Below are 24,916 nucleotides of genomic sequence, written 5' to 3' on the forward strand. Positions count from 1 at the left end.
AATTGAACAATGCTGGTCTTGGCTGAAAAGTCGAATTCGTAAACTCAAGAATCAGTTTGATTCTTTGCGAGATGCGATCGAGGTTGTCTTACATCTTGCGTCCTAACCGCCTTGGCGGTTGCTATAACTGACCAGAAACTGCTCCGAACAGAATGCTTTCATTCAAACAAAAATAAGGAGCGTTACATTTCATTAACTCACCCTAAAGCGATCGCTATTCCTGTGAGTCGTGATTTTTAGGCGATCGCACTTAACCTACAAGATCAGCGATCGCGCCTTTTACTCACCGAATACCAGACCGAACCACACTACAGCGTCATGCCGATATGATTGAACGCGGTGGGCAGGAAGGAATTGCGGAGGAGTTGGACTACGAAAATGTGAAGGAGCGGTATCTGGCTGCGGTGAAAGCGATCGGTCAAGTTTAATCAATCTGCGATCCCACTTAACCGACAAGAGCAGCGATCGCATTAATAAACATCCCAAAAATCAGATAATTACAAATTCATCATGATTAAAAGAAAAAAGGCGCGTTGAGCAACGCACCCTACAGCGATGGCGATCGCACTGTTTAGATAATTTTTTCAATAATACCCTTGGTTTTATGTGCTAACTTCCAATGCTTCCTTTCATCTTTACCTAACTTTTGAGACGCTTCTAAAATAGCCAATCTCAGCATATCGGAGGCTGCACTCAAATCATTCTTAATTACAAGTGCCTCTGATCTGGTTCCACTTTTTGCGATAGCTAATGCTGCATAACGTTTCACAACCTCTGAGGTGGAGTTTTGATAAATTTTAATGATATCTGTTATGTGATTCCAATCTTCTGATGTGCTAAATATATATAACATCCACATTGCATAGTAATCAGGCGGGGAATTCCGTTTACGAATTAATGGATTTAATAGTTTTTTTGCTATTTTTTTCTTTTTGGTTTTTGGAAGATTGGTGAAAGAAACAACATATTTAGCAATTTGCTCAGATAAGGGGTAAAACAGTTCGGCACTTTCAATAATTAAATCTAATACTTCATGCTTGAGTTGTTCTGGCACACCAGGAATATGAGGGAGTCTAGTCAAAACATAGTTGACAATTTCGTAATCTACTAAAGTTGTATCAGAGATAGACCTCTGAAGCATACTGCGAATGTCAAATCTTTGTAGCTGTTCCAAAACATTTTGAATCTCTTCCTCATCAAGCTCTTCTTCAATGTCTCCTTCATCTTGATAACTAGTATGAACCTTTTTTAACAAAGCAACAGCAGAGTCTCTATCTCTTAAATCCTCATCTGGCTTTGCAAGCACTTCTTTGATATACCTATGTTTAGGTAGTATTTTTGTCTTCGCTGACTGCAATGTTAGCCCATGATTAGAGAATAACCATTCTCCTAAACGAAAAAGGTTGGATTGAGTCTCATACTCTGATTTGCAGAATATATTGTAATCATCCACCCAACGAACAAAATCTATATTGTTTGAGTATAAATATGAGTCAACGTCGATCAATACAGCTTCCGCTAAAATCCTAGATGCATAAGGACCAACAGGAATACCGTAACTATTACGCTCCATTAAATTAGAAATTAATTTCTTTACTAAGACACGTGCTATTTCCATTCCACGCAGAGTTGTAGCAACTGTCTGAACTATATTTTCTAATCTATGCTGATAAATTCTTGGATAGAAATCGGCAATATCTGCAATTCCGATAAATTTGATGTCACGTTTATGGGATCTCTTTTGTAATTGATCCAAATAAGAATCGTGCGTTCCTTCTGTATTATAAAGTCTGTCTGCTCTTGATGTATCAACTCTATGTGAGAATACCCGCTGAGATTTTTTAGGGAGACGTTGAGCTTCTATGTCGTTTTTAACTATTAAAACTAAAGCAGTATAAATAATTAAGTCTTCAGGGTGTAGAAGATGGACGATTCGTATGTTTGCTCTACTTTTGGGAGCAAACACTTTCATGGGTTTGTAGGGTTCATAAATGTCTAGATCTACATCCTTGATATAATCTTTTACTTCTTGCCACTTGTTCTGTATGTCCACCCATTCGATGGGTTCAGGCAACATTGTACTATATCCGTGATGGTTTATCGCTTCAAAAGCATATTCTAATTCTTGCTCGGACAACTTAAACACTCAACTATATCCCTTGTTATAAAGTTTTGGCTGAATTATACATTTTGTTCAACAGAAGATTGAACAGATCCCCCTATAGTGCGATCGCCGATCTTTTAGCTTGGGTTAAGGAACGCAACCCAACGAGAGAAAATGATAACCTCACTGTGGGTTACTGCGTACCGACTCAAGTTCGATCGCCGATCTTGTAGGAGAATTATAACTCTGTTTTGGGCTAATTCGTCAAGTTACTGCGATCGCTATTCCTGTGAGTCGTGAGTTCTAGGGGATTGCCTCAATTATCTATCTGCTAAAGGTTTTGCGGTATGCGATCGCTATTACTGTGAGTCGTGAGTTTTGGGCGATCGCTCAAACCCAGTAAATTTATCCCAGTTTGATTATTTATCCGCATTCTAATCACTATCTTGCTCTATTCGTGTATATCATACCACAGCGAGGTTTTAATGTTAAAGATGCGAGGGTATCTTTTAACTCCAATGGCGATCGCATCTATTTAACAGCTAGCAGCGATCGCGGCACGAATATTCAAGGACTTTTTTGGCTAAATAGACACCGCCATTTTCCGACCTTGAGAAGCCACGACGGGTAAGTCTTGCCGATTGGCTGCTAGTCCTTTTTTTGAACTTAGGATAGCCTACCTTACCCCCTTTTCTCTTCCCCCTACAGGAGTCAAAAAAATTATTGAAATCAGACCCAAATTCTTGGTGAGATTAACCTCAAGGCTCGAAACAATCAACTTTAAACGCATTCTGGTTGCCATTAATCATTCTCCTTTTAACATCCATCGTGTTTGATCTGGCACTCAATTTAGCTTGCTTTTGCTGCGCTAAATTGATGATCTATAATTATAAAAGATGAGTATATTAGCGCGAGCATTAGGTTAAAATTTTATCTATCACTATTGACATAGATTCAACTAAAAATTAGGAGTTAAATATCTGTCTATTGACTGATAGATTTACGGGGGATTTCGAGTCTAGTTAAAGTGGTTAGATAGCAGATAAATTTAATCTTCATAAAATCATCAAAAACTTATATCAAATCCGTGGGTATCAAAATCATTCATCCCTCTCTTATCTTGCTCTGCGGTCTCTGCGCCCTCTGCGGTTTAATAATTCCGAAACCACCATAAACGATATTATTTTTTTTCCAAGATTAGAGTATTTTAGAGGTCAGTGATGCCAACAGCAACGGATTTTAAAGACTATTACACCATCCTAGGAGTCAGCAAAACGGCAACTCCTGAAGAAATCAAACGGGCTTATCGCAAACTTGCTCGCAAATATCATCCTGACCTTAATCCTGGAGATAAAGACTCCGAGGCAAAATTCAAAGACCTCAACGAAGCAAATGAGGTGCTTTCCGATCCAGAGAAACGGCCGAAGTACGATCGCTTTGGTGAGCACTGGAACCAGGCTGCTTACAGTGAAGCGCCACCATCTAGAGGTGCTAATCCTGGGAATGTTGACTTCGATCAATACGGCGATTTTGATTCCTTTATCAACGATTTGTTAGGTCGATCGGGACGTAGAACCAACACCCAGAGTACAGATTTTGCTGGCGGATTTCGATCGCAAGCCCCCGCACCGGATAGCGAAGCTGCGATCGCCCTGACATTTTCCGAAGCGTTTCACGGTGTCCAGAAACGCCTGCAATTCGACGATGAAACCATCAATATTCGCATTCCCGCAGGCGCAAAACCAGGTAGTCGCATTCGCCTCAAAGGTAAAGGCCGCGCGAGTCCGTTTTCTCAGCAGCGTGGCGATTTGTATCTAACTATTGAGGTGTTGCCACATTCCTTATTTCGATTTGAAAACAATGACCTTATTTGTGACATTCCAATTCGTCCCGATGAAGCGGTTTTAGGGACCGAAATTAGCGTTCCCACACCGGATGGTAGCGTAAAAATGAAAGTGCCTAAAGGAGTGCGATCGGGACAATCCCTCAGACTGCGCGGCAAAGGCTGGACATTGCAAAAGGGGGGACGCGGTGACTTACTTGCCAAACTTCTGATTGTTACGCCAAAAGACTTAAGTGCGATCGAGCAAGAATGCTACGAAAAAATCCAAGCAAATACCAACTTTAACCCGCGCGCCCAGTTAGAGGAGATTAAATTATGAGCTTTAGCCTTTCAACAACGGTGGTTTCACTCGAAGGAGACCAACTCTACACCTTTGAATATGCTGCATGGGTAACAGAGACTTCGGTTATGCTCGTGAAGGTTTATGTTGAGTTGGGGGTAATTGAGGCGATCGGCTCAATGCTACATCAGCGCGAGATTGCTCGAATTGCTCAGATTCAGCGGTTGCGTCAAGACTTGGGGCTAAACTTAGTCGGAGCGGCAATGGTGCTAGATATGGCGAATGAAATTGCCCAACTACGAGCACAATTAAAGGCATATCAGTCTGATCGATCGAACGCATTATGAGCTATCAAAATCAATAAATGAACTGAAACAACGTCTTGAGGTAAATAATTTGGGTGGTCGCATTGTAGGTATTGAAACAGTTGACAAGATGACTGAGCCTCAGATAGTGGCCAAGATTCGACAGCACTTTGCCGAGTAGTGTGATTGCCCTGGGGCTGAGGGGGTGCGATGGGAGGGCGATCGAGATATGTGCAAGGACCGATCGACTCCCACCCCCAATTGACCCTGAAAAGAGTAGACTCAAAATTGGAAAATAGGTGTATAATGTGTTTGAAGTCATTTTTTACGGTGATTCCTACAAGCTAAACACAAGTAAAAAAGACAAGGGCGGACGTAATTCAGTGGTAGAATGTCAGCTTCCCATGCTGAACGTCGCGGGTTCGAGTCCCGCCGTCCGCTTTGCCAAAAACATTTAAAACCCTTGATTTCTCAAGGGTTTTCGCGTTTCTAGGGTCTAAGTTTGTGCTGTCGTCTGAGCGTTCTTCTGAAGATATCCAGGGGATTCGGAATAAAGCGTCCTTTGCTCGACCTGCAACTGGTCGCGATCGCTCTTTGTTTGCGGCCAGAGAGCAAGAATTATTTTAGTATCGGCCACCTGCTTACAAGAAAACTTGAGTGTGCGATCGACAGCAATAGCAGGGTTTTATTGGCGCCGAAAATCAATTCCAAGATTGCTGCCGCATTAGATGGTGCGGTGCAAACAAGAGAAGTATTCGCATCTTACTCTTATTACTTCGGACGCATTTATCTCGCTATTGCTTAAAACCATTGTGGGATTTAATTAAATCCTTTTGTTCCTGCCGATCGATCGCGGTAGACAAAATCTTCTTTGTGCACGGACAATCTATCTAACACCGATCGAATTTCAGAGTGTTGGGGTGAAAGATGGCAAACAGGATCGGTAGCCCGTGCATCTTGGGTTAACAGAAATGCTTGACAGCGACAACCACCCCAATCCAAGGTTTTACGATCGCAACTCTGACAAGGTTCCGGCATCCAATTCGTGCCGCGAAATCGATTCATTCCCGCAGACTCAAACCAAATCCAATCAAGGGGGCGATCGCGAATATTGCCAAACTCAAGATCGGGAATTGCCATCGCCGCTTGACACGGTAAACCGTCGCCATTGGGAGTAATAATTAACGTCCGATTCCCCCAACCGCCCATGCAAGGTTTGGGATATTCAGCGTAGTAATCGGGAATAACATAGAGAATTCCCATCGGAATTTTGCGCGTTTGTTGAGCTGCTTTCACCACTTGTTTCGCGCGGGCTAACTGTTCGCGAGTCGGCAATAAAGCATCCCGATTGTGCAGCGCCCAACCGTAGTATTGAGTATTTGCTAATTCAACGCGATCGGCTTGCAAAATCTCGGCTAGCGATAGCATTTCCTCAAGGCGATCCAGATTCTGACGGTGTAAAACAAAGTTCAATGTTAGCGGAAATCCTAGCTCTTTTACCAGTTGAGCCGCAGCAATCTTTTGGTCGAACGATCGCGCTCCAGCAATGCGATCGGACTGGGCCGCGAGGCTATCTTGAATGCTGATTTGAACGTGATCTAAACCCAAGTTTTTTAAATTTGCAGCCCGTTCTTTGGTGAGTAAAGTTCCGGCCGTAACTAATGTCGTGTAAAGCCCTAACTCGGCCGCAGTTTCGACCAATATTTCTAAGTCTTTGCGTAGCAAAGGTTCTCCACCAGTCAGTCCCAATTGCAAAACACCCAACTTTCGAGCTTGTCGGATTACTCGCAACCAGTCCTCTGTCGGGAGTTCTTGCTGGTAAGAATTATCGCTCCAATTCATCGGATTCGAGCAGTAGGGACAGCGCAAAGGACAGCGATAGGTTAACTCTGCAACCAAACTAAAAGGTAATGGAATCTCATTCATTTAAAAAACCTCGCTGCGAAATTCGATCGATTAGTTGGCGGACATCTGCTTCTACATTGGGGCTAGCAAACTGCGCGGATAACTCTGCAATAATTTCCTCTGTCGTATGGTGGCGATCGCACAGTTTTAAAATTGCCCAAGCCGTTTTATTCAGTTTGACTGCGCCTTCGGGAAACAAGAGAAAATGCTGTTGCCTGATCTCATCCCAAAACAGCCGCACTCCACAAGCAAGATAGGGATAACTGTTATCATTCATTTGTTTTCAACATAGTTGACAGTTGACATTTTGTAGGGGCGGTGCCCCCGTGCCCGCCCTCTTAGTTGACAGTTAGTAATTTTCCCAATCTCCCAATCTCCCAATCTCTCAATCTAAAATCTCCCTCTGTTCCCCTCATGTTTCACAAAGAGTAATTATACCAAATCGTAGTTATCCATCACCTTTATAAATCCTTCGTTTATAGTCATAGTCTATGCGATTGCTTCACTTCCTTAGCAATGACAATAAAAGGGGTCCTCAACCCGGATTTGGTATTATTTACCTTCGGGACGAGTGTCTCCTCGATCGATCGCTTCAAGCTGGCTCCACAACAGATCGCATTTAAAAATTAATGCTTGAACAGCTTTCTGTTGCATCTCAACAGTCTGACAGTTTTTCAGCACTAAATTCAGTGCGTAGCGAGCGTCTTGAGGGGCTTGATGCAATCGCACTCGGAAATAATCAAATCCACTTGGCTCGATCCATGAATAGTATTTTTCCAACGCAACCAATCGATCGCGAATTGCATCGGGCCCGAACAATTCTGTCAGCGAAGATGCGATCGCTTCAATCCAAGGTTTAGTCTTGCAGAAATTGACATAAGCATCGACAGCATATCGCACTCCGGGCAAAACATTGCGATCGTCCAACAGTCGATCGCGCGACAGTCCCACCGCTTCACCCAATCGCAACCATGCTTCAATTCCTCCTGCTTCCGCACCCTTACCGTCGCGATCGATATTCCGGCCGTCATGGTCGATAATGCGTTGAATCCACTCGCGCCGCACTTCGCGATCGGAACAATTCGATAAAATTGCAGCATCTTTAAGCGGAATATTGCGTTGATAATAAAATCGATTAATTACCCAGCGCCGAACTTCTTCTTGAGTCAATTCTCCTGCATTCATGCGTTGGTGAAACGGGTGCAGGTGGTGGTAGCGGTGGTGTTGCTGGCGCAGCAAATTCTCGAATTCGATCGGTGACAATAATTCTTGCATATAGCAATCCTAAATCATTTGCGTAATTACTGTAGGGGCAATCCCCCCGTGGTTGCCCGATAGATTAGGGGTAGGCACGGGGGCACTACCCCTACAAATTTTGCGAATCATTTAGGATCGCTATAGTTCGTCTAAATTATTTAAGATCTCTGTATAGCGATCGCAAATGATTTGTAAATCTCTTACTCCCTCCCCTTAGTAAGGGGAGGGTTGGGGTGGGGTTAAAAATTTATGCTTCATTTAGGGTTTCTCTATCACAAAGCAAACATTAATCCATCACAACCAATTTCAACTCCTTGACTCTCAACTGCTTGTCGCTCAGGAGAATTAGTAACTAGAATTGGATTGGTATTATTGATATGAACTAAAATTTTGCGCAGCCCAGTTAGTCCTTCAAGCTGCCGCAAACTGCCTTGCTCTCCCGATAAAGGTAAATGTCCCATTTGCAGTGCCGATCGCGCTCCAACACCCAAGGCTGGAAGTTCGTCATCAGTCCAAAACGTGCCGTCGATCGCGATGCAATCGCTGGCATTTAAACGGCGCTGCATTGTCTCGTCGATCGCCGCCAATCCCGGTGCATAAGTTAGAGTTTTACCAGTGCACAGATCGCGAATTGTCAATCCTACACCCCAAACTTCATCCGGCGATCGATCTTCGTTCTGCATATATTTCGGCGGTTTTGTCGAAAGTGCAAAAGCCTCGACTTCCAGATCGGATGCCAGCGAGATAGAAGCATCTAGAGGCGACCAATCGACACCGCAATAATTTTGCAGTGTCGAAAATAATGGATAGCCGGTTGTCAGGGCGAATTTGACTCGATCGGAACTGTAAATTTTTAAAGGATGCGATGATTCCCGCAACAGCATCAACCCAGTCGTATGGTCGATTTCAGCATCCGTTAAAATGATGCCAGCAAAAGGCAGCGAGCGCCCGTTTTGCGGAGCAAAACAGTTGTGCGTTCTCATTAGTTCAATTTGCTGGCGCACGTCCGGCGAAGCATTAATTAAAAACCAATCCCCGCCGTTCGATCGAATTGCGATCGATGATTGAGTTAGCGCTGTTGCTTTACCCGATCGACTCGCTTCACAGCCCCGACAGTGGCAGTTCCATTGGGGAAATCCCCCGCCCGCCGCTGCTCCCAAAATTCTCACGATCATCTATCAAAATCCGTTAAAAATAAGAATTCAGCAGCCAGAATTCAGAATAATTCTAACTCCTGATACCAATTTAATCCGTCGTTGCATATATTTCGATCCCCCTCGCATCCCCCTGATAGTCGGGGGACTTTGAGAAGAATCTTGTCCCATCCGAATGTAGGGGCGGTGCCCCCGTGCCCGCCCTCTTAGTTAGGGGCGATCGGATTCGGGAGCAGCCTCATGAAAAATTGGTATGACTCCTGAATTCTGTTGTGTCGATCGACCTCAGTTAGCTAGTCGGTTCCAGCCGAATCAATTTACCGTTCGACTCATCTGTGAGAACGTACAGCAACCCATCTGGACTTTGGCGCACATCCCGCACCCGCTGCCCGATGCTAATTTCTTCCTGGCTGCGGACATTTCCTGCTGCATCTAGCTCGATCCGGCGCACGTCTTGAGAAACTAAGCCCCCGGCAAACAGATTTCCCTTCCAAGTCGGAAAACGATCGCCAGTGTAAAACGCCAATCCAGAAGGAGCAGTTGCCGGAGTCCAAACCACTTTAGGATCTACCATACCGGGGCGCGATCGCTCCTGTGAAATCTCGCCGCCTGTATACTCCTGACTGTGGGTGACGAGCGGCCATCCATAGTTTTTGCCGGCTTCAGCTAGATTCAATTCATCGCCGCCGCGCGCCCCGTGTTCCGTTACCCAAACTCGTTTTGTTCCCGGATCGAAGGCCAGCCCTTGAATATTGCGGTGTCCGTAACTCCAAACAGCCGGATCTGCATTGGCATTTGTTGCCAAGGGATTATCGCGAGGAATTGAACCATCATCGTTTAACCGCACTATTTTGCCCAGACGGCTGCGTAAATTCTGTGCTTGCTTCCGAATGAGTTGGCCTTCTAGCTGCACCGGTGGATTTCCGCCATCTCCGATCGCGACTAACATGGTGCCATCTGGCAGCCACTGGATGCGCGATCCAAAATGTTGCGTACCCGACTTGACTTGAGACACCTCGAAGATGACGCGCAAATCCTGCAAAGCTTTGCCGTCAAATCTGGCTCTGGCAATGCGAGTCCGATTGGCATCGGCGGTGCCGGAGGCGTAAGTCAGATACACAAATCGATTTTCGGCAAATTTAGGATGAAGGGAAACATCCATCAATCCACCTTGGCCTGATGACATTACGGACGGCACTCCCGCGATCGGAGTTGGTTCCAACACCCCATTTTTCAGCAACCGCAGTCGCCCTGCTTTTTCCGAAATCAACATACTGCCATCGGGCAGCCATGCCATGCCCCAGGGGCGTTCTAACCCTTCCGCGACCGTTGCTTGCTTGAACCCCTGAGCCGTGCTGCTTGAAGATACTGCTTGAACGGGCGATGCTTCAGCAGTAGGGGCAGCAGTAGGGGCAACAGCAGCCGTATTTGGGGGAGCGACAGAACAAGCTGCGATCGTGATTCCAGCACTTGCCAGCCCAATCCTCAGAATTGAGTGTTTTATCAACAAAAGCATGATAGTTATGACTCCTATTGCTGGTTGTAGATATAGGCGGTGACTTCCAAACACAAATCGAATTCTTCGAGCTCTGGTTTTTCCCAATCTTCAGAAGTGCGGATCGGTTGGCGAGATTCAGGGCGATCGTCGCTAGCTGAATTTTGCTGTGAGGTTTGAGATTGGTTTTGCGTTGCCATGAAAATTCTCCTAAAACTTAAAGCTGTGTTCGGAGCGTGCTTGATGCTGTTGCAACTTCCAGTTATATCGCAAAATCTAAAAAAAGATCGGCCTATCAAAAGGATGAACTCGCGATCGAGAACAGTCGATCCTTTGTCTTTCGCAAGGACTCATGGGCGATAAAAGCTTCATCTATTATTGACAGAAAAACTGGTTTACAAGCTGCTACTGTACTTGATCAACCTGGAATACGCTGTATGTAGTAAATCCTACAGAAGTAAGCTTTCTAATATCTTAAGCTTCAGCGGTATTTCGCATACAGGATTATGCACACTACACAAGAGCGATCGTGCAATTCTGCGTTTGTATTGCCTCGAATGGGAACAGACAGTTACACATCCTGAATGCTATCTGTCCGGTTTGGGCCCGCAAAACGCGCTTGGGTAGTGCCCAGAGGCCGCAATTTTGACAAAGATACACCTCTGCAAGACACGCTGGACTTTAATTAACCATCAAGTGTTTGGCGAAGATAAGGACATTGTTGAAGAACAGTATCCCGAAGATTTACCTCGCGCGCTGCAAGATGAAGTCCACATTGCCGGGGATAAAAGCTCGATCGCCTATCGCTTGCGGATTGGCGGCATTGGGTCTAGGACGATCGTTTACCGCCTAACTCCTATCTCAATTAAATTTCGGAGATCCAAACCATGAGCGCTGATTTAGAATTTCAAAAACCAATTCCACCAAAGCAATCCTACACAGGTTGGCAAGCAGCACTGGCAGAGTTCTTTCAGTTTGATTTCTACAAAACCAATTTCAGAACAGAGACGCTCGCGGGAATCACCACCTTCATGACGATGGGATATATCTTAGTCTTGACATACTCCCCGGCGTGAACGCACGGGGATTCTTGACACTTCACGGAGATGTGCCACAAGTGGTCTTACCTTCTCTCTGTGTCCGAAAGCGAGTCGTGGCAATGCCCTATCCCGACTTGATTTATATTTCTTGCTGCGTTCAAATCCCTATCTTGATGTGTACCGCAGTTTAAACAGATTAACTCTCGAATTGAAAGGTCTAATTTGCCCCATTTAAACCCGCAATCTGAGCAAGTTTGGCTTGTAGGTTCCCAACGGCTGATTACCCTCAATTCTCTGCCCAATTTCTCAGATTTACCCTCACATAGCACCCTAAATTCATACCAGCCTTGCTGACTGATAGCCCTTGCAAGTTTGCGGTTTTTGACCATTCCCGATACATTCAAATCTTCTAAAACAATCACTTGGTTATCGTTGACTATTTTAGTAGACAGTTTGTGCAGGAAGTCTTTGCGGGTGTCTGCTATTTGGTTGTGCAGTTTAGCAATTTGGAGGCGTGTTTTATTTCGGCGTTTTGAGCTGACGGGCTGGCGAGCTAGCTGGCGTTGCAGTCCACGAATTTTCCGGTCTAACTTTTTATAGCTAGGGCTTTTTGCTTGTTCGCCATTGCTCATCACTGCAAAGGTTTTAATACCTAAGTCGATGCCGATACTTGGATTCTTAGCTTCAACTTGAACTGGCTCAACTTCTACAACAAAGCTCAAGAAATAGCGATTTGCCAGGTCTTTGATTACCGTGACTGAACTAGGTGTCGATGGTAATTTTCTCGACCAGACTGGATTAACAATTCCAATCTTGGCTAAGTAAACTCCATTACCTTTAAAGGAAAACCCTCCCATTCTCAAACGTGCAGATTGGCTGTTTGTTTTTTTTTTGAACTTAGGATATCCGACTTTACGACCTTTTCTCTTTCCTTTACAGGAGTTGAAAAAGTTCAAGAAAGCAATATCTAAATCGGCAACCGACTGTTGCAATGGAATACAGGACACTTCCCCTAACCAAGCTCTTTCTTTAGTGTTTTTGGCTTGAGTGATAACTATTTTTTGAAGCTCCGCCGAACTTGGTTTTTTTTCGGATTGCTTGCAGAGTGCAAGAGCATCGTTCCAAACTACCCGAACGCAGCCAAACAACTGAGCCAGGCTCTGTTGCTGTTGGTTGGTCGGGTAGAATCTGTAGCGAAATCTTGCTTTCATAGCTTGTGCTAAAATTGGCCTGTTACTCAATTATATACAACGGATTTGATATTACCCGGCTCAGGCGATATCCAACTGCTAGGTTTGAATCACTTATATCAAGTTCGATCTCCCTGATATCTTGCAGCAATGTCAATCAGGGAATTTTTTGTGCGGTCGGACGGGTTTATCCTCCCAACTTTCGATCGCTTTAATTTCTACCTTAATAAGTTAACTACCAGCCGGGAAGTCCGTCGGTATATTTAGAGGGGATTAAGAGGTTTTTGAATGCCCAGCATAGGGCTTAAATATAATGCTTGTGGAGACAATTTTGAGATAAATGCAAGGTCTTTAGCCCTGGAAACGATATTTTTGTATTTCTAAATCACAGGGCTTCATCACCAATTAATGTTTCCAGATATAGTCGGCAATGGGTTTGTCTGCGGAAAAAGGAGAGAAGGAAGTCTCTGTAGGCAAATTAAATAAGACCGATCGCGCTTTTACCGAACCAACTCCCAAACGCCTTTCTACACGGCTAGGAATCCCATGACCATAAACCAGATGTCCTGTCCCCGCTAACACTACAACTTGATAATCGGGATTCGTTTTGACAAATTCAGCTATTTTTTCAGCCATTGTTTCATCCCACAAAATTTGAGCTTGCAAAAATCTTTCAAAGGCGTTACTATTTCCCAGCTCTGCTTTTTGATGTTGTTGGTAAATCTCTAGTAACATTTTTCGATAGGCGACGTTATCAGTGCGGATTTCTGCGAGTGGTGGAATGTGCTTTTTTTCATCGGGAGTGAGGCTTTCTAAACCTTGGGTGGCAACTTTTCTCGTTACTTCTGTTGGTGTGTTTAATGCCAGAAGTTGCAGTTTATTTTCTTTTGCCAATCGCACAATCGGCGCGTAATATTCCCACGGAAAACGCCATCTTTGATTGTATTCTGTTTGCTCAATCAATTCCTCTTCTGTGAGTTTACCTGCTACATATTGGTCTAGTACGCTTTGGAAGGGGCGCTGAAACATTTCAAGGGCGATCGCAATTTTCGGGTTTTGTCGCTGCATTTCTCGGATAATCACCAGTTGAGCTTGATGGTCTTCGATGCGATCGTGGGTTTCTCCCAGATAGACGACTCTTGCCTTTACCAACTGTTGCATAATCTCAGAGTTGGTATAAATCTGCTCTGACTGAGGGCTGGCTGTCGGTTCCGCGGTGGCTGCACTGCTACACAATAAAAAAATACTGAGCGATAGGGCGCACAGTTTGATGAGTTTGGTTGTTTTCATACAAATATTATCCCTTTTTTCTCGATCGCAGGCAGTGCCAGACTCTAGTATTTTAACTTCATGGCCACCAGCTCATGATTAATAATCCTTTACCTTCTGTCCTCTTGCTGCTACCTTTATTTGTAAAGTTTAGTTGCAGGTACTTGCACTTTTCAAGCTAGGTGCTAAATTAACAATATGAAGCAAACAAACAGCTTCTCTGACAGATGCCACAGCGAAGTTCAAAATTGAATATTAAGGAGTAAAACGCTGTTTAATCTCAAATCTGTCTCATCAAAAGTCAATAGCAGCACCCACCAACAAAGCTGATAATTCCTCAAATAATTAGAGGGAGCAATGCCAAGGAATTTCTTAATTTATGGCAACTCCGTATCGAAGTTGAAAAAAGAGGAAATCCCTCGCTAGATCTGGTTAGGTGCTGTTGTTGTGAACACAGCTTTTCGGTTGAGGATGTTGTTGGTAGTAGAGATAGATCCAAAGCATCGGGATTACCCTGCCTAGCCTAGTAACTAGAAAGTTTTATCTAGCAGGAAAACCCCAACATTTTTTTTTAACCCCAAGTGCGGGAATGCGATCGATAATCAGGACAGTCGATCGCCTCTTCCGACAAGGCTATTGTAGGGCGAACGGGACACTTGAGGTGGTAGTCGCCAGTAAAAAATACACAATTAGCACAAGGGATTTGGTGCATACGTTGGGCTCGGTGCAGGGAGTCGGTGACAGCACGGCCAATACTTGAAAATAGCATAAACATTAAGCCCCAGGCAGACACAAAACACAGGGGGACTAAAACAGGCTGTATTGTCTTAATCAAAAAGTAAAGCATAGAAATATTACGATTGTGGTAGAAACAGCGTACATATAAACCATCTGGATAGTCAAATTGGCGATCGCAGGACCAAAAAGTTTAAAATCATGTAAAGTTCGATCGAGAAACCGGACCCTTGTGAGATGATAGAGAACCGTCCTTAAATACAATTAGAGGAAATCAGTTATGTCTCTGCGATTAGGCGATACAGTTCCCAACTTTACCCAAGCATCCTCCGAAGGAGAAATCAATTTCTACGACTGGGCTGGAGATAGCTGGGTTGTGTTGTTTTCCCACCCCAAGGATTATACTCCAGTGTGCACTACAGAACTAGGTGCAGTGGCCCGTCTCAAGTCTGAATTTGACAAGCGCGGTGTCAAAACCATTGCTCTGAGTGTCGATGATGTAGATTCTCACATGGGCTGGATTAAAGATATTGAGGAAACTCAAAAAGTCACCCTCAATTATCCAATTTTAGCAGATGGCGATCGCAAAGTCTCAGACATTTACGATATGATCCATCCTAACTCGTTAAATAACTTAACAATCCGCACTGTTTTTGTAATTGACCCGCAAAAGAAATTGCGTTTGAGCATTACTTACCCAGCGAGTACGGGACGGAATTTCAATGAAATTCTGCGGGTAATTGATTCCTTGCAACTTACGGACAAATATAGCGTTGCTACTCCCGTAGATTGGAAAGACGGCGACGATTGCGTAATTGTACCTTCCATTACCGACCCCCAAGAGTTAGCCGAGAAATTTCCCAAAGGTTACACCCCAGTTAAGCCTTATTTACGGATGACTCCTCAGCCAAATAAATAGGTTTAATTTACCCACAGGTTTGTAGTAGGGACGACAGTCCTTACTACAAACATAAAAATTGCACTATTGTCTTAACAATTGAGATTTGAGGAAAGGCAAAATGCTGTCATCAACAATCGTATTGCGAATACCGCCAAAATTGCAAATGACAGACGACCAGTTTTTTGAGTTCTGTCAAATCAATAGTGAATTACGCATTGAACGGAGCAAATCGGGAGAATTGCTAATTATGGCCCCTACGGGTTCGGAGACAGGAAACCGAGAAGGTAATATATTTGGGCCTCTGTGGGTTTGGGCAGAACAAGATGGTACAGGTTTAGCGTTTACTTCGAGTACAGGATTTACTCTCTCCACAGGTGCAGAAAAGTCGCCGGATGCTGCTTGGATCAAATTGGAAAGATGGAATGCTTTGTCACCGGAACAAAAGGAAAAGTTTGCTCCTATTTGCCCGGATTTTGTAGTTGAACTCAGGTCTGCTTCTGACAATCTCAAGCCCTTGCAAGAAAAAATGCAAGAATATATGAGAGAACCGGGAGTGCAGGTAGGATGGTTAATCGATCGCAAAAATCGCAGAGTTTACATTTACCATCCCGGTTTGCCAGAGGAATGTTTGGAAAATCCGGCGACAGTCAGTGGCGATCCCGTTTTACCGGGATTTGTTCTGAATATGAGTAAAGTTTGGTAGGAGTTGAATCGTGCTGATTCCCCAACCCATTCGTCAGATTTCAGAACTATAATTAGTAATAAAGTTTCAGTTCGAGAAACCTGTGGAATCGAAAAGTTCACAGGAAACAACTTAGGTAAACTCAGCATGGATATTAAAAACGGCTTTGTAGGCACAATAGGCAACACACCACTAATTAGATTAAACAGCTTCAGCGATGAAACTGGCTGCGAAATTCTCGGCAAAGCAGAGTTTCTCAATCCCGGCGGTTCCGTTAAAGACCGGGCTGCTTTATACATCATTAAAGATGCAGAAGAAAAAGGTTTACTCAAACCGGGGGGAACTGTAGTAGAAGGGACTGCCGGCAATACGGGTATTGGCTTAGCCCACATTTGCAACGCTAGAGGTTACAAGTGTTTAATCGTGATTCCCGATACCCAATCCCAAGAAAAAATAGATGCTTTGAGAACCTTGGGCGCGGAAGTTCGGACTGTTCCGGCTGTCCCCTACAAAGACCCAAATAATTATGTTAAATTGTCTGGAAGATTAGCAGCGGAAATGGAAAATGCCGTGTGGGCTAACCAGTTTGACAATTTAGCAAATCGCCGAGCTCATTTCGAGACAACTGGACCAGAGATTTGGGAACAAACCGACGGTAAAGTTGATGCTTGGGTGGCTGCAACGGGTACTGGTGGGACTTTTGCTGGGGTAGCGATGTTTTTGAAATCAAAAAATCCTGCAATTAAAACTGTCTTGGCCGATCCGATGGGCAGCGGGCTTTACAGTTATTTTAAAACCGGGGAAATTAAGAGTGAAGGTAGTTCGATTACCGAGGGAATTGGCACCAGTCGGGTTACGAGAAATATGGAAAATGCTCCGGTAGATGATGCGATCCAAATTGATGATACTGAAGCCGTTCGGGTGGTTTACCAATTGTTGAGAAAAGAAGGGCTATTTATGGGGGGTTCTGTGGGGATTAATGTGGGGGCTGCTGTGGCTTTGGCGAAGCAAATGGGACCTGGACATAGGATTGTGACGGTACTGTGCGATGGTGGGGCTCGCTATCAGTCGCGTTTGTTCGATCGACAATGGTTAACTTCCAAAGGTTTGTCACCCAATTAAAAGTAAACGAGGACTGAGGTACTCTTGGGTCTAGAGCCTAGGGTCTAGGGGCTAGATGTTTCCTTTTCTGTCTGGGAATTCCTAAATGCCTAGCTCCTTGACTTGAGAATTGTTATATGCTCGCAGCTATTTCCATGATAAAAAAATAGCATATATTGGGAATATTGTCAAATAAAAACTATGAAAATTATCGAATCTTCTCGGCGAGTTCTGGTTTGTCAAAACCGGACTTGTCGCAAGCAAGGTGGAGCCAAGGTACTGGCAGCTTTTCAGAGTTTGTCACCCTCAGAAGTGGCGGTGGTTGCTAGTAGTTGTTTGGGACAATGTGGCAGTGGACCGATGGTGTTAGTGATGCCAGAAGAGGTTTGGTACTGCGCGGTTTGTCCTGAAGAAGTAGCCTTAGTGACAGAGCGACATTTGCGGGGAGGAGAGCCGGTGAAGGCGATGCTTTACCGCAAATTTCATGGCTCTGCTAATTAGTCGATCGCCCTTGTTTAAAATTCTTCAGCAAACAATCGGCGGAGAATTTCCGTAACTTCGGCGCAGATTCTAGCATCGAGTTCGATGGCCAGACTGTCGGTACTCTTAGAACCATCTAAAGTTTTTACACCGCGCAAAGTCAAAGCTAAAGTTCTGAGTTTGGGTGGCTTTCCACCCGCCTTTGGCCGCTCGTCCACAAACCACATCAAAGCGAGGTAAACTGTTTCTATAGTTCCCCTAATCGAGCTGACTCCGTGGCCGAGTTTGGAGATAATTACTGGAGAATTGATGACGCCATCCATCCCCAAAGTTTTAATTGCTTGATCTCCATATCGAGCCGTGTCATTTCCCATGGCTTTAATAATGCTTTTGAGGCTGTTCCACTGAGCACCTCGCAAGCGCGATCGCTGTTCCAGATTGTAGTGCCATCCTAACATTGAAACTAACTTAGTCAGATCGTAGGCGGATACAAAATTATCTTGTCTAGGGCTATTTTCAGCGGCTGTGAGTACCACTTTTTGTTTGATTTTATCAAAGATTTGGGGATTTTCAATAAACGGATCGTCGCCGTAGTCGCTGCGAAAAATGAGGTCATTATTGCCAGTAGTTTTCTTCAGCCACTGTTCGAGTCCTACACGAGTATCAAAGCGTTTGAACATCGCCGCTAAGGAGTTAGAAGTTGCGATATTTTCCGTATAGCTAATCATGTGTGTGGCTAAATCCTCAAAGGGAATATCCTTTTGTTGCCCATCTGCATCTCTGATGGTGCAGTTACTAATGTCGCAGTCGGGATATTTGATATTTACTTGACAGACGGTATTGATTAGGGGAATAATTTTCGTAGCACTCCAAAACTGAGCTTTGGTAAGTGCATTTTTTCCCAGCCACTTCACCTGGATTTTACCATCCACAAAAGTGCCAATACAAACACAGGCTTGTTGGATGTCTTTGTGGATAAAGTTTAAAGCTTGAGTGTCAATTTGAGGCAGGACTCCCAGGCTAGGAAATGGGCTAAATTTGAGCTGGTTATTGACTGGGGGAATGTAGCTAATGAGCTTTACACCATCGGGTTTTTGCTTGAGGTAATCGGGATAGTTTTTAATTTCTTTGCGGTAAGCAGACTTTTGAATACCCCAGTCTAAAAACGCTTGTTTTTCTAAATTAGCTTGGATGTCTATTTCGATTTGGAGGAATTTTTTGAAAATGAGCGATCGATCTTTGGCAATTTCGATGGGAGTTAGATTCATAATATTAGTTGGGTAGTCCGTCGGGAATCAGAAATATTAAGCTTTTTTACCACGTACTTGAATACGTTTATCAGTTTTTTGTTTCTTAGCCCAAGAGATAAATCTCTGGAGTTGAGGGTCGTTTTTGAGCTTTTCCAGGGAGTTGAGCTCTTGGGCTAGGTGTTTGTTGTCAAATAGGGAGTGAATCTGGCGGTGACAAGCAGAACAAATGTCGATTGTCGGGCTGGGATCTGCGTTTTTTCGCTTGGTGTTTTGTTTGGGTATCAGGTGATGGGCGGTTAATGCTTCCATTTCGCGATCGCACAATTCGCACTTCATAAAAAACACTCGGTAAGTGGGAAACTCAGTGGCTTCAGCCCTGAGAGGGAAACGGCTCGGCGATTTCAATCGCCTTGAATCTTCAAATTTAGAATGAGTAGCTATACCCATCTTTATGGTGAATGGTTTTGCAGTATTTATGACTAATCCCTTGCACCAATTCTGATGCCGAAATATTGAATGAACCAGTCGATCTAACCGCAACCCGACCAACATACTCACCTATCTTTTTACCACTGGTAACGACTGCTTTTACAATGTCGCCAGTTTGAAAACCTTTGACAAATTTGTTTCTTGGAACGTACCGAGATGGGAAGCCAAATTTATCGGTACGGCACATTTGACGAGTCCCATGTCCAGTTGCTTTAATTAGTAATGGTTTACTCGTAACTACAGACAATGATTCAAGTTGACCGACACAAGCAGCATCAAGCCAATGAGTTTTAGGTAGTTGCAGTCGAGTACGATTGAACTTTGTCAGCCCACCTGAACCGGTCGAAACGGGCAACCCCGTTTCTTTTAGTCGAGAGAATAACGCCCATCGGGTCGAGTTCACGGCAGCAGCATCCTTAAGTGGACGTTTTGCTTGTGCAAGAATGTGCTTCAAAATATCAGGTTTCTTTGCCAAGAATCGCTCAACATCTTGAGTGCCTTTCTTCTGATTGCACTGCTCACAAGCAAGGCAGAGATTAGAAATTCGATTACTTCCACCTTTGGCTTTTGGCTGAATATGTTCAACTTGCAAGGGTACTTTTTCAATGTTGCAGTAAGCACATTTCCTGTTCCATTTGTTCAATAAATATTCGCGGATTTCGTACCCACATAAAATACCTTGCTGGTATTCCAGCCCACTAATTTCTGGGTTTTCTAGTTGTTGTAGGTCAAATCTGACAAGCTCTTGAACAATCGAATTGATTGGTGCAAGTCTGCGTAATTTATTGACCCAAGTTAAGGTGGTTTCTACCCGGTGTTGCAAGGATGGTGCTAACCAACCTTTTTGGCGGGTACGGTTCAAAAACCTTGCTTGGCGGTAGCGAGTATGACGGTTTCGTCGTCCTCGACGCAGTGCGCGACGGGAATCAAGACTTGCTTTTATGGCTTGCCCTCGATGAGTTAGTTCAGCGCCAAAAATTACTTTTGAGTCGAATAATAAAGCGATGCCAGTAGTTTTAGAGCCTGGGTCTAACTTGAGAGTGATTGATTCGGAGCTTGCTGTTGCCACCACTTTCAAAATGATGGTAAACGGATAATTCCGAAATACCGCAGCTTTTCCGGTGTTCAATAACCTACGTGCAAGACCTGGGCGAACCGGATTCAGTGGTCGTTTTTCGGTATCACAAACAAAAACAAAATTAGACATTTTCAGTCCTCCCTTGCGGGGTAATGTTAGCTTCGACCTGGTTATTTAGGCTTGTTAGGCTTTCAACACTGTTCCAGTGACTTTAGAACTGTTTAATTGAAAACGACAGAGCGGGAAACTAGCTTCGCATTTCGAGGTGTCGTGACCTAAATAACGGCTCCTTTAAAAAGGGGTCTGGTCAGAACAGCTTGTAACTTCTTACAAGCTCAGTGGCTTCAGCCCTGAGTTACTGACAGTTTTCTCTATGTTGTTTAATAGTATAAACTACATCAAACCGATGACTAATCACTCACAACTATGCTTTTTTTTCAAATACCATTAAATGCTGCTGAGGTAACATTTCCTTAGTTTGTTTCCAAACTAAACCCACCGCTGCCATTTCTTTTTTTACTTGCTTTTGCGTCATTTTGTGCAAACCTTTAATCGGCAGTAAGGGGTTTTCGCCTCGATACTCGATGGATACTGTGCGTCCTCCCGGTTTCAGTGCCTTGACAATGCCTTGCATCATCTCTCTTGGATATTCAAATTCGTGATAAGCATCCACCATGACAACTAAATCTACACTGTTTTCTGGTAAATTAGGGTCAGTGACACTACCCAAAACTGGCTCAACATTAGAAATATTTTTCTCAATCTTATTCAATTCTACAAATTTTAGCATTTGCGGCTGCACATCCACGGCAAAAACTTTTCCTTGTGGAACTAATGGCGCAATCCGAAAGCTGAAATATCCGGTTCCCGCGCCAATATCTGCGACAATATTTGTTGGTTTTAAATCGAGATTATTCACTAATCTGGCTGATTTTTCTTCCATGCCACGAGAAGGTCTTTCCAGCCACCCAGCCCCTTCATATCCCATGACTTTAGCGATTTCTCGACCCATATAAAATTTACCTATTCCATCGGGATTGTGGATGGTACGCTGCTGATAAATCTCGTTTCCTTTGGCAATTTCACCTGCAATTGCTACACCAACATTGAGTTGTAAGAGACAAAATATTGCCAAGAAAATTGCTGATATTGAATTGATAATCTTTTTGGTATTATTCACAATAATCCTGAGTTTATGTTTGTAGGTTCTTGGGAACGCCGATGCTTTGGGAGCATCCAGATTTTGCATAGGCGAAGCATTGCGGCAGACAATTTATTAGTGATAACCAGAGATTTACAGCCGCAATGCTTCGCCCCTACGAATATATTTGCAAAACAGAGATATGCCCGATGCTTTGGCTCTGGTTCGCCAATATCGAGCAATAATGCCAGATTTAATTAACAGCCGAATCCAATAATCTAATTGTACCATAACCTGCATCAATTTCAACTTCTTGACCGATGGGCAAAGTGAACTTATCTCGAATATGACCGATGGCAGAACCGTACCAGGCAGGAATTTTCAAGGGGCGGATGCGATCGGACAAAACTTGAGTTAAGGTGAGAGATTCTTTTGGTGTTTCGGGGTCACACTTGGTACATTGTCCGAAAATAAAACCGGATATTTGATCCAGAATGCCAGCTAATTTGAGTTGAGTCAACATTCGATCGATGCGATAAACTTCTTCCCCAACTTCCTCAACAAACAAAATATTGTTTTGCCAATCTGGCAGATACCCGGAGCCAATCATAGTTGAGATGACTGAGAGATTCCCACCGATCAGCTTTCCCCTAGCTTTTCCGTCTCTAATAGTTTCAATATCCATTTTTTGAGGATTTTGGCAAGTGACAGCACCAGCATCAAACAAAACTTGTTTGAGATAGTCTACTGTAAAAGAACTCCAGCTAGATACACCTAAAGGTCCGTGAAATGTGACCAGATTAGTTTTAGTGTGAATAGCTAATAAGAGTGCTGTCACATCACTGAAACCGATAATTATTTTCGGATTGTTACGAATTATGTTATAATCGAGAAGTGGCAAGATGCGACCGCATCCCCAACCGCCCATACCAGTGAAAATAGCTTGGACTGAGGAGTCGGCGAAGGCGTTATTGACATCGGCGGCGCGATCGGCATCTTTACCAGCTAAGTAGCCGTAGCGCTCGTAAAAATGTTCTCCCAATTTAATTTTTAAACCCAAGAGTTCGGCCGCTTTAAAAAAAGGTTTAACTTCCTTTTCGTAGGCGAAAGCGGCGGGATTGATTAAAGCTACAGTATCACCTAATTGCAGGCGAGGTGGTAAGATAGGAGTGGGGGATTTGGGTAAGATATTGGATTGGGCGATCGGTAATAATTGAGTACCAATAGCAGTTAGTCCAAAAGTGCGGAGCAGATAGCGACGGGGTATAACCATAGTGAGAAAATGAGCGGTGGTATGATTGTATAATAAAATATATGTTGTGTTTAGTTTAATTGTGAAATTATCCCATGAAAACCGAAAGTAAAACATCAGCTAAAAAATCTTGGGCGAAACCTTTCGCCAGTCCCGCTACCGAGTTTCCGCTGACTAAACTATCAGTTAAAAGTGGCAAAATTCCCCTCGGATTTCGCGGGAGTCTCTACCGCAACGGGCCTGCTCGTTTGGAACGCGGAGGTCTTGCTGTGGGACATTGGTTTGATGGCGACGGTGCAATTTTGGCCGTACATTTTACTGATGGCGGTGCGAGTGCTGTCTATCGTTACGTGCAAACAGCGGGATATCAAGCTGAGGAAAAAGCTGATAAATTTCTCTACAGTAATTACGGTATGACAGCACCGGGTCCTGTTTGGTTAAGGTGGACTAAAACTGTTAAAAATGCTGCCAATACTTCTGTTTTAGCTTTGCCCGATCGCCTTTTGGCATTGTGGGAAGGTGGCCCGCCTCACCGCCTTGATTTGGAAACTCTGGAAACTTTGGGGATGGACTATTTAGGCAGTTTAGATAGTAACTTTGTGTATTCCGCTCACTGCAAGCGCGACCCGATTACTGGGAATATTTTCAACTTTGGAATTACCAATGGTGCGACTACAAAGTTAAATCTGTATAAAAGCGATTTTACTGGCAAAGTCGTACAAAAATCAACTGTTACCTTAGATGGAATTTACGCGCTCCACGATTATGTTTTTGCGGGAAAGTATTTGATATTTTTTGTACCGCCGGTGCAAGTCAATTTTTTGCCATTGTTAGCGGGAATTAGCAGTTATAGCGAGTCCTTTAAGTGGAAACCGGAATTAGGAACGCAGATATTAGTTTTTGACTCGGAAACTCTATCTTTAGTTAGTCGCGGCGAAACCGAGGCTTGGTTTCAGTGGCATTTTGCTAACGGTTTTGTTAAGGAAGATGGCGATGTGGCGGTAGATTTTGTGCGCTTTGCTGATTTTACAACTAATCAGCGACTGAAAGAAGTAGCGACTGGTGAAACTCACACCGATGCAGAGGGTACTCTTTGCCGAGTGCATCTCAATCCTCTAACGGCGAAAGTGACAGGAATAGAAGAATTGTTGGATAAACCTTGCGAGTTTCCCATCGTACCGGCGGCCGAAGTAGGACAAGACTCCCGCTATATTTATGTGGCAATGTATCGACCTCAAGTAGATATTGTAGCGGAACGTTATGGTGCGATCGCCCGTTTGGACACGCAAACCCGCAATCTCACAATTGCCGACTGTGGCGAAAATCGCTATCCCGCAGAACCCATCTACGTTCCAGATATTTTCTCAGAAAAAGGTTGGATAGTAACAGTTGTTTACGACGGCAATTCTGATAAAAGCGAAGTCTGGATTTTTGACAGCGATGGGCTCGATCGCGCTCCTGTTTGTCAGCTAGAATTGCCTAGTGTCATACCTTTAGGGTTTCATGGTACTTGGAAAAATGCTGTATGAGCAGATTGTAAAGAAGTGTTGCGGAAGATTTATTAAAAATTGTTGCCGCTTTAGCTTCTAGTTGTTAAGGTGTGTGTAGAGAGGTAATTCTCATATCTAGGAGGTGTGCAATTCATGGTCTATATTTATCAAAGGTTCTGTGGTAATTCTGGCGAATAAAATTCGTGGCTATACAGACAAAAACCATCTATTCTGGGTCCATGGAATTTGTGCCTAAACACACACAAACCATCAATTCTGACGAATCAAATTCGCGAATTTTTACGGACATACACGCAAACCGTCAATTGTCGGCGAATTAAATCCGTGACTACACACACCAAGTCCGCCTGTACAGACACACAAACCGTCAATCCCCGGCGAATTAAATTCGCTAATTTGTACGGTGACACACACCAAGTCTGCCTGCGCCGACTAAAAAAAGGCGAATCTAGCC

27 protein-coding genes and 1 tRNA gene are annotated in these 24,916 nt (G+C 44.0%); 13 read left to right on the plus strand and 15 right to left on the minus strand.

Annotated elements, in window-relative coordinates:
- Window positions 1-571: 571 nt before the first annotated feature.
- Window positions 572-2,137, minus strand: a complete 1,566-nt coding sequence (locus AAFP14_RS14760) for an RNA-directed DNA polymerase (RefSeq protein WP_341733008.1) — start codon at window positions 2,135-2,137, stop codon at window positions 572-574.
- Between the two features lie 68 nt (window positions 2,138-2,205).
- On the opposite strand from AAFP14_RS14760, the gene AAFP14_RS14765 reads away from it, so the two are divergent.
- The 6 genes from AAFP14_RS14765 to AAFP14_RS14790 all read left to right on the plus strand — a co-directional run bounded on the left by AAFP14_RS14765 (window position 2,206) and on the right by AAFP14_RS14790 (window position 5,337).
- On the plus strand, window positions 2,206-2,337 hold the full coding sequence (locus AAFP14_RS14765) for a hypothetical protein (protein WP_341733009.1): 132 nt from the start codon (window positions 2,206-2,208) through the stop codon (window positions 2,335-2,337).
- Between the two features lie 224 nt (window positions 2,338-2,561).
- A complete protein-coding gene (locus AAFP14_RS14770) occupies window positions 2,562-2,735 on the plus strand; it encodes a hypothetical protein (protein ID WP_341733010.1) in 174 nt (57 codons plus the stop codon).
- A gap of 589 nt (window positions 2,736-3,324) precedes the next feature.
- Window positions 3,325-4,266 carry a DnaJ C-terminal domain-containing protein gene (locus tag AAFP14_RS14775; protein WP_341733011.1) on the plus strand — a complete coding sequence of 314 codons (942 nt, stop codon included), beginning with the start codon at window positions 3,325-3,327 and terminating at the stop codon, window positions 4,264-4,266.
- A complete protein-coding gene (locus AAFP14_RS14780) occupies window positions 4,263-4,574 on the plus strand; it encodes a chaperone modulator CbpM (RefSeq protein ID WP_341733012.1) in 312 nt (103 codons plus the stop codon). Before AAFP14_RS14775 ends, AAFP14_RS14780 begins: the two co-directional genes overlap by 4 nt.
- A 327-nt stretch (window positions 4,575-4,901) precedes the next feature.
- Window positions 4,902-4,973: transfer RNA gene (locus AAFP14_RS14785), tRNA-Gly, on the plus strand.
- A 121-nt stretch (window positions 4,974-5,094) separates the two neighbouring features.
- The gene (locus tag AAFP14_RS14790) at window positions 5,095-5,337 is read left to right on the plus strand and encodes a hypothetical protein (RefSeq protein WP_341733013.1); all 243 of its coding nucleotides are present in this window, start codon (window positions 5,095-5,097) and stop codon (window positions 5,335-5,337) included.
- Window positions 5,338-5,351: 14 nt separating this feature from the next.
- Here AAFP14_RS14790 and pqqE read toward each other — a convergent pair whose 3' ends face one another.
- The 6 genes from pqqE to pqqA all read right to left on the minus strand — a co-directional run bounded on the left by pqqE (window position 5,352) and on the right by pqqA (window position 10,543).
- Complete coding sequence (gene pqqE, locus AAFP14_RS14795; RefSeq protein ID WP_341733014.1) at window positions 5,352-6,458, minus strand: pyrroloquinoline quinone biosynthesis protein PqqE; 1,107 nt, start codon at window positions 6,456-6,458, stop codon at window positions 5,352-5,354.
- Entirely contained in the window at window positions 6,451-6,714 is a 264-nt protein-coding gene (gene pqqD, locus AAFP14_RS14800) for a pyrroloquinoline quinone biosynthesis peptide chaperone PqqD (protein WP_341733015.1), read from the minus strand. The genes pqqE and pqqD overlap by 8 nt, the downstream gene beginning before the upstream one ends.
- Before the next feature lie 275 nt (window positions 6,715-6,989).
- A complete protein-coding gene (pqqC, locus tag AAFP14_RS14805; protein WP_341733016.1) occupies window positions 6,990-7,712 on the minus strand; it encodes a pyrroloquinoline-quinone synthase PqqC in 723 nt (240 codons plus the stop codon).
- 254 nt (window positions 7,713-7,966) lie between these two features.
- The gene (pqqB, locus tag AAFP14_RS14810) at window positions 7,967-8,869 is read right to left on the minus strand and encodes a pyrroloquinoline quinone biosynthesis protein PqqB (protein ID WP_341733017.1); all 903 of its coding nucleotides are present in this window, start codon (window positions 8,867-8,869) and stop codon (window positions 7,967-7,969) included.
- A gap of 268 nt (window positions 8,870-9,137) precedes the next feature.
- Window positions 9,138-10,364, minus strand: coding sequence for a PQQ-dependent sugar dehydrogenase (locus tag AAFP14_RS14815; RefSeq protein WP_341733018.1), 1,227 nt, complete (start codon window positions 10,362-10,364; stop codon window positions 9,138-9,140).
- A gap of 14 nt (window positions 10,365-10,378) precedes the next feature.
- On the minus strand, window positions 10,379-10,543 hold the full coding sequence (pqqA, locus tag AAFP14_RS14820) for a pyrroloquinoline quinone precursor peptide PqqA (RefSeq protein WP_333058502.1): 165 nt from the start codon (window positions 10,541-10,543) through the stop codon (window positions 10,379-10,381).
- Between the two features lie 445 nt (window positions 10,544-10,988).
- Here pqqA and AAFP14_RS14825 point away from each other — a divergent pair, with 445 nt between their 5' ends.
- Together AAFP14_RS14825 and AAFP14_RS14830 are read left to right on the plus strand one after the other, a co-directional pair.
- The gene (locus tag AAFP14_RS14825) at window positions 10,989-11,234 is read left to right on the plus strand and encodes a hypothetical protein (RefSeq protein WP_341733019.1); all 246 of its coding nucleotides are present in this window, start codon (window positions 10,989-10,991) and stop codon (window positions 11,232-11,234) included.
- A complete protein-coding gene (locus AAFP14_RS14830; protein ID WP_341733020.1) occupies window positions 11,231-11,419 on the plus strand; it encodes a hypothetical protein in 189 nt (62 codons plus the stop codon). The genes AAFP14_RS14825 and AAFP14_RS14830 overlap by 4 nt, the downstream gene beginning before the upstream one ends.
- Window positions 11,420-11,466: 47 nt before the next feature.
- Here AAFP14_RS14830 and AAFP14_RS14835 read toward each other — a convergent pair whose 3' ends face one another.
- From AAFP14_RS14835 to AAFP14_RS14845, 3 genes are all read right to left on the minus strand, one after another.
- Window positions 11,467-12,594 carry an RNA-guided endonuclease InsQ/TnpB family protein gene (locus AAFP14_RS14835; protein ID WP_341733021.1) on the minus strand — a complete coding sequence of 376 codons (1,128 nt, stop codon included), beginning with the start codon at window positions 12,592-12,594 and terminating at the stop codon, window positions 11,467-11,469.
- Between the two features lie 384 nt (window positions 12,595-12,978).
- Window positions 12,979-13,863: a ChaN family lipoprotein gene (locus tag AAFP14_RS14840; RefSeq protein WP_341733022.1), complete on the minus strand. Its 885-nt coding sequence runs from the start codon at window positions 13,861-13,863 to the stop codon at window positions 12,979-12,981.
- A 550-nt stretch (window positions 13,864-14,413) separates the two neighbouring features.
- Window positions 14,414-14,689, minus strand: coding sequence for a hypothetical protein (locus tag AAFP14_RS14845; RefSeq protein WP_341733023.1), 276 nt, complete (start codon window positions 14,687-14,689; stop codon window positions 14,414-14,416).
- 168 nt (window positions 14,690-14,857) lie between these two features.
- On the opposite strand from AAFP14_RS14845, the gene AAFP14_RS14850 reads away from it, so the two are divergent.
- From AAFP14_RS14850 to AAFP14_RS14865, 4 genes are all read left to right on the plus strand, one after another.
- Window positions 14,858-15,496: a peroxiredoxin gene (locus AAFP14_RS14850; protein WP_340524493.1), complete on the plus strand. Its 639-nt coding sequence runs from the start codon at window positions 14,858-14,860 to the stop codon at window positions 15,494-15,496.
- A gap of 100 nt (window positions 15,497-15,596) precedes the next feature.
- A complete protein-coding gene (locus tag AAFP14_RS14855) occupies window positions 15,597-16,181 on the plus strand; it encodes a Uma2 family endonuclease (RefSeq protein ID WP_341733024.1) in 585 nt (194 codons plus the stop codon).
- A 126-nt stretch (window positions 16,182-16,307) separates the two neighbouring features.
- Entirely contained in the window at window positions 16,308-17,282 is a 975-nt protein-coding gene (locus AAFP14_RS14860) for a cysteine synthase A (RefSeq protein WP_341733025.1), read from the plus strand.
- 180 nt (window positions 17,283-17,462) lie between these two features.
- Window positions 17,463-17,762: a (2Fe-2S) ferredoxin domain-containing protein gene (locus AAFP14_RS14865; RefSeq protein WP_341733026.1), complete on the plus strand. Its 300-nt coding sequence runs from the start codon at window positions 17,463-17,465 to the stop codon at window positions 17,760-17,762.
- Window positions 17,763-17,776: 14 nt separating this feature from the next.
- Here the strand turns inward: AAFP14_RS14865 and AAFP14_RS14870 are convergent, their stop codons facing one another.
- The 5 genes from AAFP14_RS14870 to AAFP14_RS14890 all read right to left on the minus strand — a co-directional run bounded on the left by AAFP14_RS14870 (window position 17,777) and on the right by AAFP14_RS14890 (window position 22,972).
- Window positions 17,777-19,009, minus strand: a complete 1,233-nt coding sequence (locus tag AAFP14_RS14870) for a hypothetical protein (RefSeq protein ID WP_341733027.1) — start codon at window positions 19,007-19,009, stop codon at window positions 17,777-17,779.
- Between the two features lie 36 nt (window positions 19,010-19,045).
- Window positions 19,046-19,396: an HNH endonuclease gene (locus AAFP14_RS14875; RefSeq protein WP_341733028.1), complete on the minus strand. Its 351-nt coding sequence runs from the start codon at window positions 19,394-19,396 to the stop codon at window positions 19,046-19,048.
- Window positions 19,397-19,415: 19 nt separating this feature from the next.
- Window positions 19,416-20,687 (minus strand): RNA-guided endonuclease IscB, encoded by a 1,272-nt coding sequence (gene iscB / locus AAFP14_RS14880; RefSeq protein WP_340094708.1) that lies wholly within the window; start codon window positions 20,685-20,687, stop codon window positions 19,416-19,418.
- 295 nt (window positions 20,688-20,982) lie between these two features.
- Window positions 20,983-21,741 carry a class I SAM-dependent methyltransferase gene (locus AAFP14_RS14885; protein WP_472851056.1) on the minus strand — a complete coding sequence of 253 codons (759 nt, stop codon included), beginning with the start codon at window positions 21,739-21,741 and terminating at the stop codon, window positions 20,983-20,985.
- A gap of 211 nt (window positions 21,742-21,952) precedes the next feature.
- On the minus strand, window positions 21,953-22,972 hold the full coding sequence (locus AAFP14_RS14890) for a S66 peptidase family protein (protein WP_341733030.1): 1,020 nt from the start codon (window positions 22,970-22,972) through the stop codon (window positions 21,953-21,955).
- A gap of 74 nt (window positions 22,973-23,046) precedes the next feature.
- Between AAFP14_RS14890 and AAFP14_RS14895 the strand changes: the two genes are divergently transcribed.
- On the plus strand, window positions 23,047-24,480 hold the full coding sequence (locus tag AAFP14_RS14895) for a carotenoid oxygenase family protein (RefSeq protein WP_341733031.1): 1,434 nt from the start codon (window positions 23,047-23,049) through the stop codon (window positions 24,478-24,480).
- Window positions 24,481-24,916 lie beyond the last annotated feature (436 nt).

Source organism: Microcoleus sp. EPA2 (assembly GCA_020882975.1).
Classification (GTDB): domain Bacteria; phylum Cyanobacteriota; class Cyanobacteriia; order Cyanobacteriales; family Microcoleaceae; genus Microcoleus.